We start from the raw sequence: 16,115 nt of genomic DNA, 5'->3' as shown, positions 1-16,115 counted from the left end.
ATCGGGCTCACCTAGAGTTCTAGAGACAGATAAATAACGATTCGTTTATGCAGCGTGTGATCAACAAGCTGGGGGCAACGTTGTCGGCATCGCTCACGCTGATGCTGGGCCTGTGCGCCACCGTGACGGTATTCGTCGCCACCAGCCATCTGGAAGAAGATGCCGTGAACCTGGACTTCGAGCGCCGGGCCGGCCTGCGCGCCTTCACCATCCAGCGCGGGCTGGAAGAGGCGGTCCAGGTGCAGTCGGTGGTGAACCATTTCTATGCCACCGTGGGCGATCCCTCGCGCGAACAGTTCGACAACTTCACCCGTCCGCTGCTGGAGCGCTACCCCTACGTGCGCGCCTTCAGCGTGCAGCGCTTCGTCTCCGATGAAGATCGGCCGGTGTTCGAAGCGCTGCGCCAGGGCGTCAAGCCCGACTTCGAGATCACTGCGTTGCAGGATGGCCAGCCGCAACGCGCACCACAGAAGCCGTTCTACCTGGTAGTGGATTACCTGGAGCCGCTGGCCGGCAATGCCGCCGCGCTGGGGCTGGACGTGTCGGGCAATGCGGCCATCATGCAGGCGCTTGATGCCGCCCTGGCCAGCGGCTATCCGGCCTCCACGCCACCGATCCGGCTGGCGCAATTCGGCCCGGAGGAGCGCGGCCTGCTGGTGATCCAGCCAGTCTACCGGGGCGGCGTGCAACCCACCGACCTGGCCGCGCGACGCGCGCTGCTGGTGGGCGACACCACCGCCGTGCTGGAACTGGATGGCCTGGTGCAGAAGATCCTCGATGGCGCCGGTCTGATGTCTGACCACGAGATCGGCCTGCGCATCTACGTAGGCCCGCAAGCCACCGCCGACAAGCTGGTGTACCGCCACGACAGCGTGGCCCAGCAGAGCCAGTGGCTGGACCAGATCATCAAGCCGGGCAGCTTCTTCCGCCATCCCTCCAACACCGTCACCAGCTTCGACATCGCCGGCCAGCGCTGGCACATGGAAATCAGCATCCCGCCGCGTTCGGTCTTTGCCGATCACTATGGCTCGCTGCTGATCCTGCTGGTGGGCGTGATCGCCTCGCTGCTGGGCGCGGCCTACATGCGGGCGCTATCGATGCGCTCGCACCGGGTGCAGCAACTGGTGGAAGAAAAGACCGCCGAGCTGCGCACCACCAATGCCCTGCTGTCGGACGACATCAAGGCCCGTCGCCTGGCCGAGCGCGCGCTGCGGCTGCGCCACCAGGCCATCGAGGCTAGCGCCAATGCCATCCTGATCCTCTCGGCGCGCCAGCCCGACTACACCATCGAATACGTCAACCCGGCCTTCGCCCGCATCACCGGCTACAGCAGCGCCGAGGCGGTGGGCAAGAGCATCCGCTTCCTGGAGGGGCGCGACAGCGACCCGGACGGTTTCGAAACCGTGTGGATCGCCATGCGCGAACAGCGCGAGCACAACGTGGTCCTGCGCAACTACCACAAGGATGGTTCGGAGCTGTGGAACGATTTCTACATCGCCCCGGTGCGTGATGAGAACGGCGAGGTCACCCATTTCGTGGCAGCGCTCTACGACATCACCTCCATGAAGCGTTACGAGGCCGAGCTGGAATTCCAGGCCAGCCGCGACACCCTCACCGGCCTGATCAATCGTCACATGCTGCGCCATCACCTGGAACAGGCCATCGGGGCGGCCGAGCGCCAGAAGCAGGCCCTGTGGGTGGTGTTCGTGGACCTGGACCGCTTCAAGTTCGTCAACGACACGCTGGGCCACAAGGCCGGCGACACCCTGTTGCGCACCGTGGCCGGGCGCCTGCGCGCAGCCGTGCGGGAAGCCGATACGGTGGCGCGCCTGGGCGGCGATGAATTCATCATGATCTTGCCCGAGCAGGATGAACTCACGCTCGACACCCGCAGCCTGCAACGCATCATGGATGCGGTGGCCGCGCCCGTGACGCTGGGCGGCCATACCCTCTTCATGACCTGCAGCATCGGCGTGGCCTGCTACCCCAACGATGGCACCGATGGCGAGACGCTGATCAAGCACGCCGACATCGCCATGTACCGCGGCAAGCAGACCGGTCGCAACAATTTCCAGTTCTATACCCCGGCCATGAACGAACAGGCGCTGGAACGCTTGCGCATCGAAGGTGACCTGCGCAATGCGCTCGACCATGGCGAATTCCTGCTGCATTACCAGCCCAAGGTGGACCTGGCCTCGGGCCGCGTGGTCGGCTGCGAAGCGCTGATCCGCTGGCTGCATCCGCAACTGGGCATGGTCTCGCCGGCACGCTTCATCGGCCTGGCCGAAGAGACCGGCTTGATCCTGCCCATCGGCGCCTGGGTGCTGCGCACCGCCTGCACCCAATGCCGCCAGTGGCAACTGGCCGGGCATGAAGATATCAGCGTCTCGGTCAACCTTTCGGTGGGGCAATTCCTGCAGAAGGACCTGGTCTCCTCCATTGCCGATGTACTGGCCGACACCGGCCTGCCCCCGGCCTCGCTGGAGATCGAATTGACCGAGAGCCTGATGATGACCGATGTCGAGCACGCCATCGGCATCCTGGCTGGCTTGAAGAAGCTGGGCATACGCTTGTCCATCGATGACTTCGGCACCGGTTATTCCTCGCTGGCCTATCTCAAGCGCTTCCCCATCGACGTGCTCAAGATCGACCGCTCCTTCGTGCGCGACATCACCATCGACGCCGACGATGCCGCCATCACCGCCTCCATCATCTCGCTGGCGCGCCACTTGAAGCTGCGCGTGATCGCCGAAGGGGTGGAGACCGATGAGCAGCTCGACTACCTGCGTCACTACGGTTGCGATGAGATCCAGGGTTACCTGTTCAGCCCGCCGGTGGCGCCCGAGAAGTTCGAGCAGATGCTGCGCGAAGAGCGGGCCATGTTGTAGAAAACTTCACCCTATGTCTCTAAACCAGGCCGCACGGCATTGCCGTTGCGGCTTTTCTTCATATCGGCTGTCCTATTGCGCGATCCAGGCAGGGGTACAGCTTGTCACGGCGCAAGGTCGGCGAGGGGCAGCAGCGTAGAATGGCGGCCTTGTCTGATTTATCCACAGGGCTTTCCAAGATGCCTGCTCGTCCCCTTCAACTGGCCGGCCCCGAACTGCTGGCCGCCTGGCACGCCGAGGCCGATCGCCTCATGCCCGCGCTCGATGCCGTACCCGACTGCTTGCGCCAGCAGCACAGCGCCACCGTACTGGACCTGCATTTCGGCCTGGGTCACAGCTTCTTCGCCACCTGGCACGCCTTTGCCCGACAGCGCGAGCAAGGGCAGGGCGGGGCACAGCGCCTGCATTACGTGGCTATCCTGCCGCATCCGCCCGCGCCACAAGCGCTGCACCCGGATTTGACTTATGCACAGGCCTTGCGCGCGGCCTGGCCCTTGCCCTTGCCGGGCACGCACCGCTTGCTGCTGGATGAGGGCCGCCTCACGCTGACCTTGATCTGGGGCGCGCTGGAAGAAGAGCTGGCGCGGCTGGACGCGCCCATCGACCTGTTCTACCTGCACGCCGAGGCAGAGCGCTTCGACCCGGACGCGCCCGGCTGGCACGCCCACGCCTGCAAGCGCCTGGCGCGCCTGGCCTGGACCGGCGCGCAGGCGCTGGTGTTCGGTGCGGCCGGGCAGGCGCCGCTGGCGGCAGCCATGCGCCAGGTCGGCTTCACGGGTCAGGAGCGCGATGGCGCGCTGGCCTTGCGCTACGCCCCGGCCTGGGCGCGGCCTGCTACCCATGTGGCAACTTTGGATACGCCTTTGCAGCGTGATGCGCAGCATCCCCGCCATGCGCTGGTGATCGGCGCCGGCCTGGCCGGCACCGCTGCCGCCGAGCGCCTGAGCGCGCGCGGCTGGCGTATCGAACTCATCGATGCCGGCCCGCAGGTGGCCACCCGCGCCTCCGGCAACCATGGTGGCCTGTTCATGCCGGCCTTGGCACGCGACGACAGCCCGCTGGCCCGCCTCACGCGCGCCGCCTTCCTGTTTGCCGCGCAGCGCTGGCAGGCCTTGGGCGGTGTCGGGCTGGAGGAGGCGGCGGCCATCCGGGGCGAATGTTGCGGCATCCTGCAATTCGGACGCGATGCCAAGCAAGCCTGGTCCTTCGAACAGGGGGCGCGGCAGTGGCAGTATCCAGATCGTTACGCGCGCTGGATGTCGGCTGAGGAAACGGCGGCGGCACTGGGCATGGCGACCATGGGCGGCGGCTATTTCTTCCCGGAAGCGGGCTGGCTCCATCCGCCTTCGGTGTGTCGGCGGATGCTGGCGGTGGCGCGTGAGCAGGGCGAGGTGGCGACCCATTTCGCACGTGCAGTGAGCCGCCTGCAACGTGAAGCCGGGCAATGGCAGGCACGCGATGCTGCAGGCGAGGTGATTGCACAAGCACCGGTGGTGATCTTCGCCGCCGGCGCCCAGGCCAGCGCCTTGGCGCAATTGGCCGAACTGCCTTTGAACGCCGTGCGCGGGCAGGTCACGCACTTGCCGGCCGCGGGTTTTCCCGACCTGCCGTATGCCTTGTGCGGCGATGGCTACCTGACCCGACCCTACGCCGGCCAGATTGCACTGGGCGCCAGCTACGACCGGTTCGATGATCCCAACCTGCGCGCCGACAGTCATGCCGACAACCTGGCCCGGCTACAGCACATGCTGCCGCAGATCGCCAGCCACGTTGCCTTGCCCGAGGCTACCGCCAGCCAGCCGGGCCGGGTCGGCCAGCGCTGCATCGCGCCCGATCGCCTGCCGTTGGTGGGCGCCTTGCCCGAGCAGGAAGGGCTGTACAGTTTGCTTGGCTATGCCTCGCGCGGCCTGATCTGGGCGCCGCTGATGGCCGAGTTGCTGGCGGCCATGCTGGAGCGCGAGCCGCTGCCCTTGCCGCGTGATCTGGTGGCTGCGCTTGATCCGGCGCGCTTCAAAGGGGTGTTCGCGGCTGAGCTCAGCGCACCCAACGACCCGGAATGAAGTGCCAGCCGCCGCCCGGGCCTTGCTGCCAGTGGGCCGGTTCATAGCGCACGTAGTCGCGGCGCATCCGCTCCCAATGGCCGCCGACCCAGACGTGGCGATGGCCGTTCCAGGCCCAGTAGCCCGGCGCCCAGGCATAGCCGTGGCGCGGCGGCGGCACCACTTCATAGCGCGGGGCGGGCGGTGGCACGCCGATGCGCACGTCCACGCCCACCACCTGCGCCTGGGCGGCAGGGGCAGTGGCGACGAGGGCGCCGAGCGAGCCAACGGTAGTGAGAAGGGCAAAGGCGAGGCGGCTTGTTGTGGTTTTCATGGTGGACTCCTGCAAGGTTGGTCTGGCGTGGATGCAGCGCAGATGAACTTGCGCTGTGGAGCCACTGTAGGAGTCCGGCCTCTTTAAGACTGTAATGTTGTGTTTCCAGGTGTGTCAGCGCGGTGCCGTGCGGGGCCGGCGCAAGCACCGAACCAGCGCGGCGGGGCTGGTTCTGGTAACAAGTCCGGGCAGATCGATACTTGCCGCCTACACGTCGCTACTTATGCTTCGGCTTCCTGCGCGCGGCCCGGGTATAACGTTGTTCCACCACGCGGCTACCCCATTGTTCCCCGGACGACTCCTCGGCCAGTTCGAAGCCGGCCGACAGGTACAGGTGGCGCGCCGCATCCAGGCCCCGGAAGGTCCACAGATAGCAATCGAAATGGTGAGCATCGAGGAAGGCCATGGCCTGTTCCAACAGGCGCCGGCCGACCCCGGCCCCGCGCAGGCTGTCGTCGACGATGAACCAGCGCAGGTGCGCCATGCCGCTGGCCAGGTCACCATCGATGACGATCGAGGCCAGGGTGCGTCCCTGTTCTGCGTGGGTCCAGAGTTGCTTGCCGGGCGTGGGCAGCGCTTGGGCAAAGGCGCCCAGTTCGCTGGCCACCTTATGCTCGAAGAACGCGCCGAAGCCGGCGGCCTGGGCATAGTAACGGGCGTGCAGGCTGGCGATGTCGCCGATGCAGCCGGGCTGGTAGCCGCTGCGCAATGGCGTGGCCACGGCCTTGCCCGGAGGCACTACGGCATTGGGATTGTCACGCGACAGCGCTTCCGAATACAGCGCCAGGGCGCGCACCAGGCCCTGCTGGTCTTGCGGCAGGATGCGCCGCAAGGCGCCGGAGACCTGGTCGGTGGCGAACTTGTCGATCTTCTTGCGCAGCGCCTGCCCGGCCTCGGTGAGCGCCAGGCTGAAGGCGCGGCCATCGCCCGGCACCGGGCTGCGGCGCACCAGCCCCAGCGCTTCCAGCTTGACCAGTTGGCGGCTGGTATTGGACTTGTCCAGGTACAGCAGTTCGCCCAGCTCACGCGCCTGCAGCCCGGGCCGCAGCCCGATCTCGATGATGGCGTGCACCGCCGAGGGCGCCAGGTCGCTGCCGGCCAAGGTGCTGCGCATGAAACCCAGCTCGCGCACCAGCTTGCGCGAGAGTTCGCGCAACTGGCCGATGGTCTGGTCGCGCGGGGGAGAGTGCAGGCCATCGTAGTCCATGGCACGTTCCTGTAATGGTTGCGAAGTGCAAGCAATGTAACGCGAGATGATTGCGACGTGCAACTTGTTTGCCATGTCCGGCCAGCATCGCTGTCTCGCCCGCGCAACTGGCCGGCGCCGTGCTGCGGCTGGGAGGCGCGCTCGGGCTGGAGTAGAATGTCGCCTTTCGCGCAGCCCTGCGCCGTGATCCCACCGGCCAGCGTGGCCTGCGCCACCTCCTGCATCCCCAGTCTTGTTGAAAGTCCCCGCACATGTTGCGCATCTCTGAACTGACCCTTCCGTTGAACCATACGGAAGACGAACTGAACGCCGCCATCCTCGACCGCCTGGGCATCCCGGCTGATGAACTGGTGTCCTTCACACTGTTTCGCCGCAGCTACGATGCCCGCAAGAAGACGGCCATCACCCTGAACTACACCATCGACGTCGAGGTGAAGGATGAGCCCGCCGTGCTGGCGCGTCATGCCAAGACCACCAATGTTGGTCCCACCCCCGATACCTCCTACCACTACGTCACCCGTGCCCCGGCCTCGCTGAAGAAGCGCCCGGTGGTGATCGGCTTCGGCCCCTGCGGCCTCTTCGCGGCGCTGATCCTGGCCGAGATGGGTTTCAACCCGCTCATCCTGGAACGCGGCAAGACCGTGCGCGAACGCACCAAGGACACCTGGGGCCTGTGGCGCCAGCGCGAATTGAAACCGGAATCGAATGTGCAATTCGGCGAGGGCGGCGCCGGTACCTTCTCCGACGGCAAGCTCTACAGCCAGGTCAAGGACCCCAAGCATTACGGCCGCAAGGTGCTGGCCGAATTCGTGGCCGCCGATGCGCCGCCCGAGATCATGTATGTCAGCAAGCCCCACATCGGCACCTTCCGCCTGGTCAAGATGATCCAGTTGATGCGCGAGAAGATCGAAAAGCTGGGCGGTGAATTCCGCTTCGAGCAGCGCGTCGAGGATGTGCTGATCGAAGACGGCAAGATCCGTGGCCTGACCCTGGCCAACGGCGAGCAGATCGAGGCCGATCATGTGGTGCTGGCCATCGGCCACAGCGCCCGTGATACCTTCGAGATGCTTTACCAGCGCGGGGTCTACATCGAGGCCAAGCCGTTCTCCATCGGTTTTCGCGCCGAACACCCGCAGTCGCTGATCGACAAGTGCCGCTTCGGCCCTGGCGCCGGCCATCCCATCCTGGGCGCGGCCGATTACAAGCTGGTGCACCACGCCTCCAATGGCCGCTCGGTCTACAGCTTCTGCATGTGCCCTGGTGGCACCGTGGTGGCGGCCACTTCCGAGCCGGGCCGCGTGGTCACCAACGGCATGAGCCAGTATTCACGCAATGAGCGCAATGCCAACAGCGGCATCGTGGTGGGCATCTCGCCGGCCGATTATCCGGGCCATCCGCTGGCCGGCATCGCCTTCCAGCGCGAGTGGGAAAGCCGCGCCTATGAACTGGGCGGCGGCAACTACAATGCGCCCGGACAGTTGGTGGGCGACTTCATCGCCAACCGTCCATCGACCCAGCTGGGCAGTGTGGAGCCGTCCTACAAGCCCGGCGTGACGCTGGGCGACTTGAATCCTTCCCTGCCCAAGTACGCCATCGACGCCATCCGCGAAGCGCTGCCTGCCTTCGACAAGCAGATCCGTGGCTATTCCATGCACGACGCCGTGCTGACCGGCATCGAAACCCGCACCTCTTCGCCCATCCGCATCAAGCGCGATGACCATACCCTGCAAAGCCTCAACACCCAGGGTTTGTATCCGGCCGGCGAGGGCGCCGGTTATGCCGGCGGCATCATGTCGGCCGCCATCGATGGCATCCGCGTGGCCGAGGCCTTGGCGCTGGATATCGTGGCGCAGTCATGAGGTGCTGATCCGAAGTGTGGATCACCCAACGCAAAACGCCGCTCCGGTTACCCGGGGCGGCGTTGTGTTTTTACGGCCTGAAGTGAAGATTACTTCTTGGCGCGGGTCGAAGCGACGGTCTTTTCGGCAGCAGCAGTGAACTGTTTGGTTGCGTTGGCCAGGTTGGCTTCCAGCGTTTCCACGGCTTGCTTGGAGTTCTTGGACAGTTGCTCGTAGGCCGCGTTGGCGTTGGTGAGCGTGGCCTTCAGGATGGAGACGGCTTGTTCCGAACCCGGGGGCGCATTCTTGCTGATTTCATCGATCAGGGCCGACAGCTTGCGGCTGGTGTCGGCGATCTGGGCTTCGGCAGCCTTGGTGAATTCAGCCTGGGTCGAGGACACGATGCCAGCCAGGTGACGGCTGTAGGCGGTGGCCTTTTCGGCGCCCGGCTGGGCTTGGGCGGCGGCCAGCGACAGCAGTTCTTGCGGGTCCTTGGCGCCAGCCAGTTGCTTGGCGGCGGCGGTGGCTTCTTCCAGGGTCGCCTTGGTGGCCGACAGGTTCAGTTCAACGATCTTTTCCACGCCTTCGAAGGCCTTGGCGGTCAGATTGTTGATGAGGTCCAGGTGGGCTTGCAGATTGGCCTTGGTGGCGGCGGAAAACTGATCTTGGTACGAAAACATGTGCATCTCCAGAGTGAATATGACAAATAAGCTTGCCGATGCGCGTGACGGATAAGCATCGGATTTCGAGAGCGGCTTTCTACCAAAATCAATCGAACTTCATGATTTGTGCGCCGCAACAATTCCTATTCTATGCACTTCTTTGGTGAAATCAAGTGTTATTTGTGCGTCGCACAAAAATATTTCTGGTGCCGTGGGAATTATGCGACGGCGCACCAGGCCTGGCTTTGCGGGCGATCAAGACGAACGCTCGGTCGTTTTTGCGGCGCTGATGTGGGTCTGGCCGCTGGGCAGGTCATGCACCACGATGCCGGCCTCGCTCTGGCCGAAGGAGTCTTCCTGGCTCAAGGCGATGCCGCGCAGGGCATCCTGGTAGCCCTGTTCCCAGCGCCACTGCACCGAACCGCGGGCGAAGTTGACATCCTTGGAGGCCATGTTCCAGTCGCGCCCGGCATAGGCCAGCCGCACGATGTGGATGGTGGTATCGGCGTTGAGCTCGGCCATCATCTGCCGGTCTTCCTGGGTCAGCAGTTCGGGCGGCAGGCGCTGGTAGAGGTCGTGGGCGGCGCGGCGCAGGCGGTATTGCTGCAGATAGGCATCGATATGGCGCTGCGAGCGCGAGGCGAAGGTGACATCCTTCTCGCGCGTGACCACCTCTTCCAGGGTGCGCGGTTCCGGGCCATCGGCGTGCCACAGGTCCACCATCAGGCAGACCAGGTTGGTGCGCGGTTCATCGTTGAGCACGGCTTCCAGCGGCGTGTTGGAATACAGGCCGCCATCCCAGTACAGCTCGCCATCGACCCGCACCGGAGCGAAACCCGGCGGCAGCGCGCCGCTGGCCATGACGTGCTCCGGCCCCAGCACGCGTTCGCGGGTATCGAAATTGACCAGCGAGCCACAGGACACTTTCACTGCCGCCACGGTCATGCGGATGCCGGACTGGCCATTGAGGTAATCGAAATCGACCAGCCGCGACAGGGTCTGGCCCAGCTCGGCGGTGCTGTAGAAGCTGGCTTCCTCGGGCGGCACCGGCAGGCCCAGGGTGAAGGCGTTGAGCGGGCGCGGGCGGAAGAAGCCGGGGGTGCCGCGCAGGAAAGTGTCCAGCGTGGTCAGGCGGGTGGCCCAGGGGCGCAGCGTGTCGGGCACCTGGCGCAGGTCGAACAGATCGGGGTGGGCCACCGTCTCCCAGAATTCGCGCAGGCGTTCGATGCGGGTTTCACGCGGATTGCCGGCGATCAATGCGGCATTGATGGCGCCAATGGAGGTGCCGACCACCCAGTCCGGGGTGAAGTCGTGCTCATGCAATGCCTGGTAGACACCGGCCTGATAGGCCCCCAGCGCACCGCCGCCCTGCAGCACCAAGGCCACACGCGGCTTGGTCTCGGGGGCAGCGGCACTGCGCTTGCCGGCGCGGGCTTTGCGCACTGGCGCAGCAGGACCATTGGTGGGCGGCAACTGTTCGGGCTCCTTGCGCATCGTTCATCCTTTCATGGTGTTCCCGGGACGCACCAGAGGCATGGGAACGTTGAGAAGGAGTCTAGGATAACGCGCTTACAGGAAAGTGACCGTCGTCATGGTCAAACCAGGGAAAGCAGAGGCAGGTGCCAGAGGTCAGAGGTCTTAGAGATCAGAGCTCTAGAGGTCAGAGCTCTGATAGGTTCAGCGATTCAACTGGCCAGCCAGGCTTCGATCAACTGGCGCGCCTGGGTATCGATCTGTTCCAGGTCCACTTCGTGGCGGCGATGGAAGATCATCAGCGCATAGAGGCTGGCCAGGGCATTGACTTCGGGGGACAGTGCACACTCCTCTCCGCTGGCCGGGCGCTGGTGGCGCCAGTAATTGATTGCATCTTCGAGTTCGGTGAGGGTGAGCATGGCGGTGTTTCTGATAAAGAGCTAAGGCAAAACGTGGCCGCATTCTAACCCATTTTGCCTCCCGATACTGGCTGAAAACACAGTACTGCCGGGCTTGTCGGGGCATCATGCAGTTTCTGCATCGGTGCCCTGCGCTGCGCCACATGCGAAAACCAAGCAAGCACATGCGCAATGCTTCGTTCGGATCGGCCTTGTGCTTTGCTTTAATGAGACCCCTCATGCGGCGCATTGGCCGCTGCATTCTCAGGAGTGGTCCATGTCTGCGCACATCCTCGCAACCCCTTATCGACCCGGCGCACGCAGTGCCCAGCGCATCACCAGCCAGGCACAGGCGCTACAGGTGGCCGCCGAACTGGCGGCCGAGTTCGCGCAAAGCGCCGCCCAACGCGACCGCGAGCGCATCCTGCCGTTCCAGCAGATCGAACGCTTTTCGCACAGCGGCTTGTGGGCCATCACGGTGCCGCGCAGCCATGGCGGCATTGGCGCCTCATGGCAGACGGTGGCCGAGGTGTTTCGCCTCATCTCCGCCGCCGACCCTTCCATCGGCCAGATCCCGCAGAACCACTTCGGCAACCTCAACCTGATCGCCAACTTCGCTAGCCAAGCACAACAGCGCTTCTTCTTCGGCGAAGTGCTGGACGGCGCGCGCCTGGGCAATGCCGGGCCGGAACGTAACGGCAAGAACGTGCTCGACGTGCGCACCCGCGCTACGCTGGACACCGAGGCCGGTGATGGCAGCTACCGCTTGAATGGCACCCGTTTCTATTCCACCGGCGCGCTCTATGCACACTGGATCCCCACCCGCGCCATCGATGACGATGGCCAGCCGCTGGTGGTCTACAACCGCCACGATGCGGCCGGCCTGCGCGTCATCGACGACTGGTCCAGCTTCGGCCAGCGCACCACCGCCAGCGGCACGGTGGTGTTCGACAACGTGCGGGTGCCGGCCGAGCAGGTGTTGCCGTTGAAGGACACGCTGCAACGGCCCAACAATATCGGCCCGGTCTCGCAACTGCTCCAGGCCGCCATCGATGCCGGCATCGCCCAGGCTGCCGTGCAGGACACCATCGCCTTCGTCACCACGCGCTCGCGCCCCTATGCCGATAGCGGCCTGGAACGCGCCGCCGACGATCCCTACATCCTGCGCGACATCGGCAACCTGAGCCTGCGCCTGCACGCTGCCGAAGCCTTGCTGGAAGACGCCGCCGCGCTGCTCGATGCGCTGCCCGCACAGATCAGCTTCGAACAGATGGCGCAAGCCTCGGTGGCCGTGGCCGAGGCCAAGGTACTTTCCACCGAAGTGGCCTTGCAGGCCTCCGAAAAACTGTTCGAACTCTCCGGTTCGGCGGCCACCCTGGCCACGCACAACCTCGACCGTCACTGGCGCAATGCGCGCGTGCATACGCTGCATGATCCGGTGCGCTGGAAGTATTTCGCGGTCGGCAACTATGCCTTGAATGGCACGCCACCGCCGCGCCATAACTGGAGCTGATCTTCGTCCTGCGCCTTCCTTTCTCTTCGACACCGAATCGTCATGACCCAGACCGCCGCGCTCAGCGCCACCACCCTCGATACCCTGCCGCCGCCTTCCTCCACACCGCCGCGCCTGGTGGCGCGCATCCGCGATGATGCCCAGGCGCTGGCCAGCGCCCGCCAACTGGCCGAGGACTTCCGTGGCGAGGCCGCCTTGCGCGACCGCGAACGCAAGTTGCCCTGGGATGAACTGGAACGCTACGTGCGCTCGGGCCTGTGGGGCATCACCGTGCCCAAGGAATATGGCGGTGCCGGGGTGTCCTACGGCACCCTGGCCGAGGTGATCGCCACTCTGTCCGCTGCCGATGGTTCCATCGGACAGATTCCGCAAAACCATTTCTATGCGGTGGAAGTGATTCGGGTCAATGGCAGCGATGCCCAGAAGCGTTTCTTCTTCGAGCAGGTGTTGCAGGGCCAGCGCTTCGGCAATGCCCTGGCCGAACTGGGCACCAAGACCTCGCATGACCGCAAGACCCGCCTTACCCGCAACGAACACGGCCCCGGCTACCGCATCAATGGCCGCAAGTTCTATGCGACCGGCGCGCTCTTTGCCGACTGGGTACCGACCTCGGTGATCGATGAGGACGGTGTGCAGCAACTGGCCATCGTGCCGCGTCATGCAACGGGCCTGACCATCATCGACGACTGGTCCGGCTTCGGCCAGCGCACCACTGGCAGCGGCAGTGCCGTGTTCGAGAATGTGCATGTCCCTGCTGAGGCCGTGATCGGGTTTGCCAGCGCCTTTACGCGGCCCACCCAGTTGGGGCCCATGGCGCAGCTCCAGCACGCCGCCATCGACCTGGGCATCGCCCGCGCCGCCTATGCCGACCTGCTGGAGTTCGTGCGCACCCGCTCGCGGGCCTGGGTCGACAGCGGCGTGCAGCGCGCCGCTGACGATCCGCTGACCATCCGTGAAGTGGGGGATCTGACCATCCAATTGCACGCCGCCGAAGCCCTGGTACGCCGTGCCGCGCGCAAGGTCGAGGCCGCCGCGGATGCCCCTGACGAGGACAGCGTCGCCGCAGCGTCCATCGCCGTGGCCGAAGCGCGTGTGTTGACTACCGAGGTGTCGCTGGCGGCCGGCAGCAAACTGTTCGAGCTGGCCGGGTCGCAATCGACGCTGTCCGAACACAATCTCGACCGTCACTGGCGCAATGCTCGCACCCATACGCTGCACGACCCGGTGCGCTGGAAATACCACGCCATCGGCAACTACGTCTTGAACGGCAAGAAGCCGCCGCGCCACGGCGCGATCTGAGGAGCTCGCATGGCCAAGAAGGAAATCCGGCTCAACGCATTCAACATGAATTGCGTCAGCCACATCAACCACGGCCTGTGGACGCATCCGCGCGACCGCTCGCAGGATTACACCGACGTCACTTACTGGACCGATCTGGCCCGCCTGCTGGAACGCGGCAAGTTCGATGGATTGTTCCTGGCCGATATCGTGGGGGTCTATGACGTCTACCAGGGTAATACCGACCTGACCCTGCGCGAGACCATCCAGTTGCCCGTCAATGACCCGCTCATGCTGGTCTCGGCCATGGCGGCCGTGACCGAGCACCTGGGTTTTGGCGTCACCGCCAACCTGACCTACGAAGCGCCGTTCCTGTTTGCGCGCCGCATGTCCACGCTGGATCATTTGAGCCGTGGCCGGGTGGGCTGGAACATCGTCACCGGTTATCTCGACAGCGCCGCGCGCGCCATGGGCCTGCACGAACAACTGGAACACGACCAGCGCTACGACCGCGCCGATGAATTCATGGAAGTGGTCTACAAACTGTGGGAGGGTAGCTGGGAAGACGGCGCCGTGCTGCGCGACCGTGCGCGGCGCATCTATGCCGATCCGGCCAAGGTGCATCCGATTAGTCACCACGGTGACTACTATCATGTTGAAGGCATCCATCTGAGCGAACCCTCGCGCCAGCGCACCCCGGTGCTGTACCAGGCCGGCTCCTCCGGGCGTGGGCAAGCCTTTGGTGCGCGTCATGCCGAATGCGTCTTCATCTCCAGCCAGAGCAAGGACGCCACCCGCAAGCTGGTGCAGAGCATCCGCGAGGGCGCCCTGCGCGAGGGGCGCGATGCGCAGGCCATCAAGATCTTCATGGGCCTGACCGTGGTCACCGGGCGCACCGAGCAGGAAGCCCAGGATCGGTATCGCGAATATGCCCGCTATGCCAATCCCGAGGCGGGCCTGGCCCATTTCTCGGCAGGCACCGGCATCGACTTTTCAAAGTACGGACTGGATGAACCGATACGCGCCGCCAAGACCAATGCCATCGAATCGCTGACCAAGGTGGTGACCCAACCGGAACTGAACTGGACCAAGCGCAAGCTGTTGCAGCAGCTGGAACTGGGGGGCCGCTACGCCAGCATCGTAGGTGCGCCCGAGCGCGTCGCCGATGAACTGGAAAGCTGGGTGAACGACACCGGCATCGATGGCTACAACCTGACCCGCACGGTCAGCCCGGAGAGCTTCGAAGACTTCATCGAACTGGTCATTCCGGTGTTGCAGGAGCGTGGTGTCTACAAGCGCGAATATGCCCAGGGAACGCTGCGCGAAAAGCTGTTCCAGCGTGGTGCGACCTTGCCGCCAGAGCATGTGGGGGCGGGGTTCCGGGTGGGGGCGGCGGTGGAGCAGGTCTGAACCAGGGGTGGGTGTTCTTGGTCAGGCCCTAGCATCGTCGGCAGTGCAACGCGCGCGAGCGGTTAAAATGCTGGCTCAATCCATCCGCCAGCGCCTGCGCGGCTGCTGGCCCCGAGACCAACATCACACCCAACATGAGCTACACCCCCAGCCGCCCCCTGGGCTACGGCTGTCTGATCCTGAGCATGTCCTTAGTCGGCGCCTACGTCGCGCTGACCAAGCCGCTGGCGGCGATGCTGCCGGTGTTCCTGCTGGCCTGGCTGCGCTTTGCCATCGGCGCCGTGGCCATGTTGCGCTGGATGAAAAAGCCGGCCGCTGAACAGCCGCTCTCCACCCAGTCGCGCTGGTTGGTCTTCCTGGAATCCTTCCTCGGCAATTTCCTTTTCACGCTGTGCATGATCACCGGCGTGTCGATGACCAATGCGGTCTCGGCCGGGGTGATCATGTCGTCCATCCCGGCCGTGGTGGCGGTGATGAGCTGGGTCTTCCTGAAGGAAAGGATCAGCCTGCGGGTGTGGGGAGCGGTGGCTTGCGGGGCGATCGGCATCGGCCTGCTGTCGCTGGCCAAGGATACGCATGGTGCAGCCGGCAGCAGTGGCGCTGCGCCTGCGCAATACGCCTGGCTGGGCAATGTGCTGGTGTTCTGTGCCGTGCTGTGCGAGGCCGCCTATGCGGTCATCGGCAAGAAGCTTACCGCCGTACTCACACCCAAGCGCATCAGTGCGGTCATCAACCTGTGGGGGCTGTTGCTGATGACGCCCATGGGACTCTACACCGCACTCAAATTCGATTTTTCCACCGTGCCGCTCAACATCTGGTTGCTGCTGGTGTTCTATGGATTGGCGGCCAGCGTGTGGACCGTGTGGCTGTGGATGACCGGATTGAAAGTGGTGCCGGCTGCGCGTGCCGGCGTCTTTACCGTGATGCTGCCGGTGTCGGCCGCCGTGGTCGGGGTGCTGGCGCTGGGAGAACGCCTCTCGGCATTGCAGGCCGGTGCATTTGCCGTGGCGCTGGCCGGGATGTTCCTGGCCACGCTGCCCGGTCGCGCAGCGACCGACAACTGACCGCTGAACTG

Annotated in this window: 12 protein-coding genes; 7 read left to right on the top strand and 5 right to left on the bottom strand. The window is 64.9% G+C overall.

Annotated features, from left to right (window positions below):
• Positions 1–47: 47 nt before the first annotated feature.
• Positions 48–2,888, top strand: coding sequence for a bifunctional diguanylate cyclase/phosphodiesterase (locus RC54_RS24750; protein WP_058897409.1), 2,841 nt, complete (start codon positions 48–50; stop codon positions 2,886–2,888).
• Between the two features lie 179 nt (positions 2,889–3,067).
• Positions 3,068–4,948 carry an FAD-dependent 5-carboxymethylaminomethyl-2-thiouridine(34) oxidoreductase MnmC1 gene (gene mnmC1, locus RC54_RS24745; RefSeq protein ID WP_061790025.1) on the top strand — a complete coding sequence of 627 codons (1,881 nt, stop codon included), beginning with the start codon at positions 3,068–3,070 and terminating at the stop codon, positions 4,946–4,948.
• On the opposite strand, the gene RC54_RS24740 is transcribed toward mnmC1, so the two are convergent.
• A complete protein-coding gene (locus tag RC54_RS24740) occupies positions 4,923–5,261 on the bottom strand; it encodes a YXWGXW repeat-containing protein (RefSeq protein WP_061790026.1) in 339 nt (112 codons plus the stop codon). The genes mnmC1 and RC54_RS24740 overlap by 26 nt on opposite strands.
• A 217-nt stretch (positions 5,262–5,478) precedes the next feature.
• Positions 5,479–6,468, bottom strand: a complete 990-nt coding sequence (locus RC54_RS24735; protein ID WP_061790027.1) for a bifunctional helix-turn-helix transcriptional regulator/GNAT family N-acetyltransferase — start codon at positions 6,466–6,468, stop codon at positions 5,479–5,481.
• A gap of 251 nt (positions 6,469–6,719) precedes the next feature.
• Between RC54_RS24735 and RC54_RS24730 the strand changes: the two genes are divergently transcribed.
• Positions 6,720–8,327, top strand: a complete 1,608-nt coding sequence (locus tag RC54_RS24730; RefSeq protein WP_061790028.1) for an NAD(P)/FAD-dependent oxidoreductase — start codon at positions 6,720–6,722, stop codon at positions 8,325–8,327.
• 89 nt (positions 8,328–8,416) lie between these two features.
• Here the strand turns inward: RC54_RS24730 and phaP are convergent, their stop codons facing one another.
• The 3 genes from phaP to RC54_RS24715 all read right to left on the bottom strand — a co-directional run bounded on the left by phaP (position 8,417) and on the right by RC54_RS24715 (position 10,860).
• Positions 8,417–8,986, bottom strand: coding sequence for a TIGR01841 family phasin (gene phaP, locus RC54_RS24725; protein WP_058897404.1), 570 nt, complete (start codon positions 8,984–8,986; stop codon positions 8,417–8,419).
• Between the two features lie 237 nt (positions 8,987–9,223).
• Entirely contained in the window at positions 9,224–10,462 is a 1,239-nt protein-coding gene (locus tag RC54_RS24720; RefSeq protein ID WP_058897403.1) for a patatin-like phospholipase family protein, read from the bottom strand.
• Between the two features lie 191 nt (positions 10,463–10,653).
• Positions 10,654–10,860: a DUF3717 domain-containing protein gene (locus tag RC54_RS24715; RefSeq protein ID WP_017452772.1), complete on the bottom strand. Its 207-nt coding sequence runs from the start codon at positions 10,858–10,860 to the stop codon at positions 10,654–10,656.
• A 256-nt stretch (positions 10,861–11,116) separates the two neighbouring features.
• Between RC54_RS24715 and RC54_RS24710 the strand changes: the two genes are divergently transcribed.
• The 4 genes from RC54_RS24710 to RC54_RS24695 all read left to right on the top strand — a co-directional run bounded on the left by RC54_RS24710 (position 11,117) and on the right by RC54_RS24695 (position 16,104).
• Positions 11,117–12,352, top strand: a complete 1,236-nt coding sequence (locus RC54_RS24710; RefSeq protein WP_058897402.1) for an SfnB family sulfur acquisition oxidoreductase — start codon at positions 11,117–11,119, stop codon at positions 12,350–12,352.
• A gap of 42 nt (positions 12,353–12,394) precedes the next feature.
• Positions 12,395–13,651, top strand: coding sequence for an SfnB family sulfur acquisition oxidoreductase (locus RC54_RS24705; protein WP_061790029.1), 1,257 nt, complete (start codon positions 12,395–12,397; stop codon positions 13,649–13,651).
• 9 nt (positions 13,652–13,660) lie between these two features.
• Complete coding sequence (locus RC54_RS24700) at positions 13,661–15,040, top strand: LLM class flavin-dependent oxidoreductase (protein ID WP_061790030.1); 1,380 nt, start codon at positions 13,661–13,663, stop codon at positions 15,038–15,040.
• A 134-nt stretch (positions 15,041–15,174) separates the two neighbouring features.
• Positions 15,175–16,104 carry a DMT family transporter gene (locus tag RC54_RS24695; RefSeq protein ID WP_061790031.1) on the top strand — a complete coding sequence of 310 codons (930 nt, stop codon included), beginning with the start codon at positions 15,175–15,177 and terminating at the stop codon, positions 16,102–16,104.
• Positions 16,105–16,115 lie beyond the last annotated feature (11 nt).

Source organism: Herbaspirillum rubrisubalbicans (assembly GCF_003719195.1).
GTDB lineage: Bacteria > Pseudomonadota > Gammaproteobacteria > Burkholderiales > Burkholderiaceae_D > Herbaspirillum > Herbaspirillum rubrisubalbicans.
This window is presented reverse-complemented; position numbering and strand designations above follow the sequence as displayed.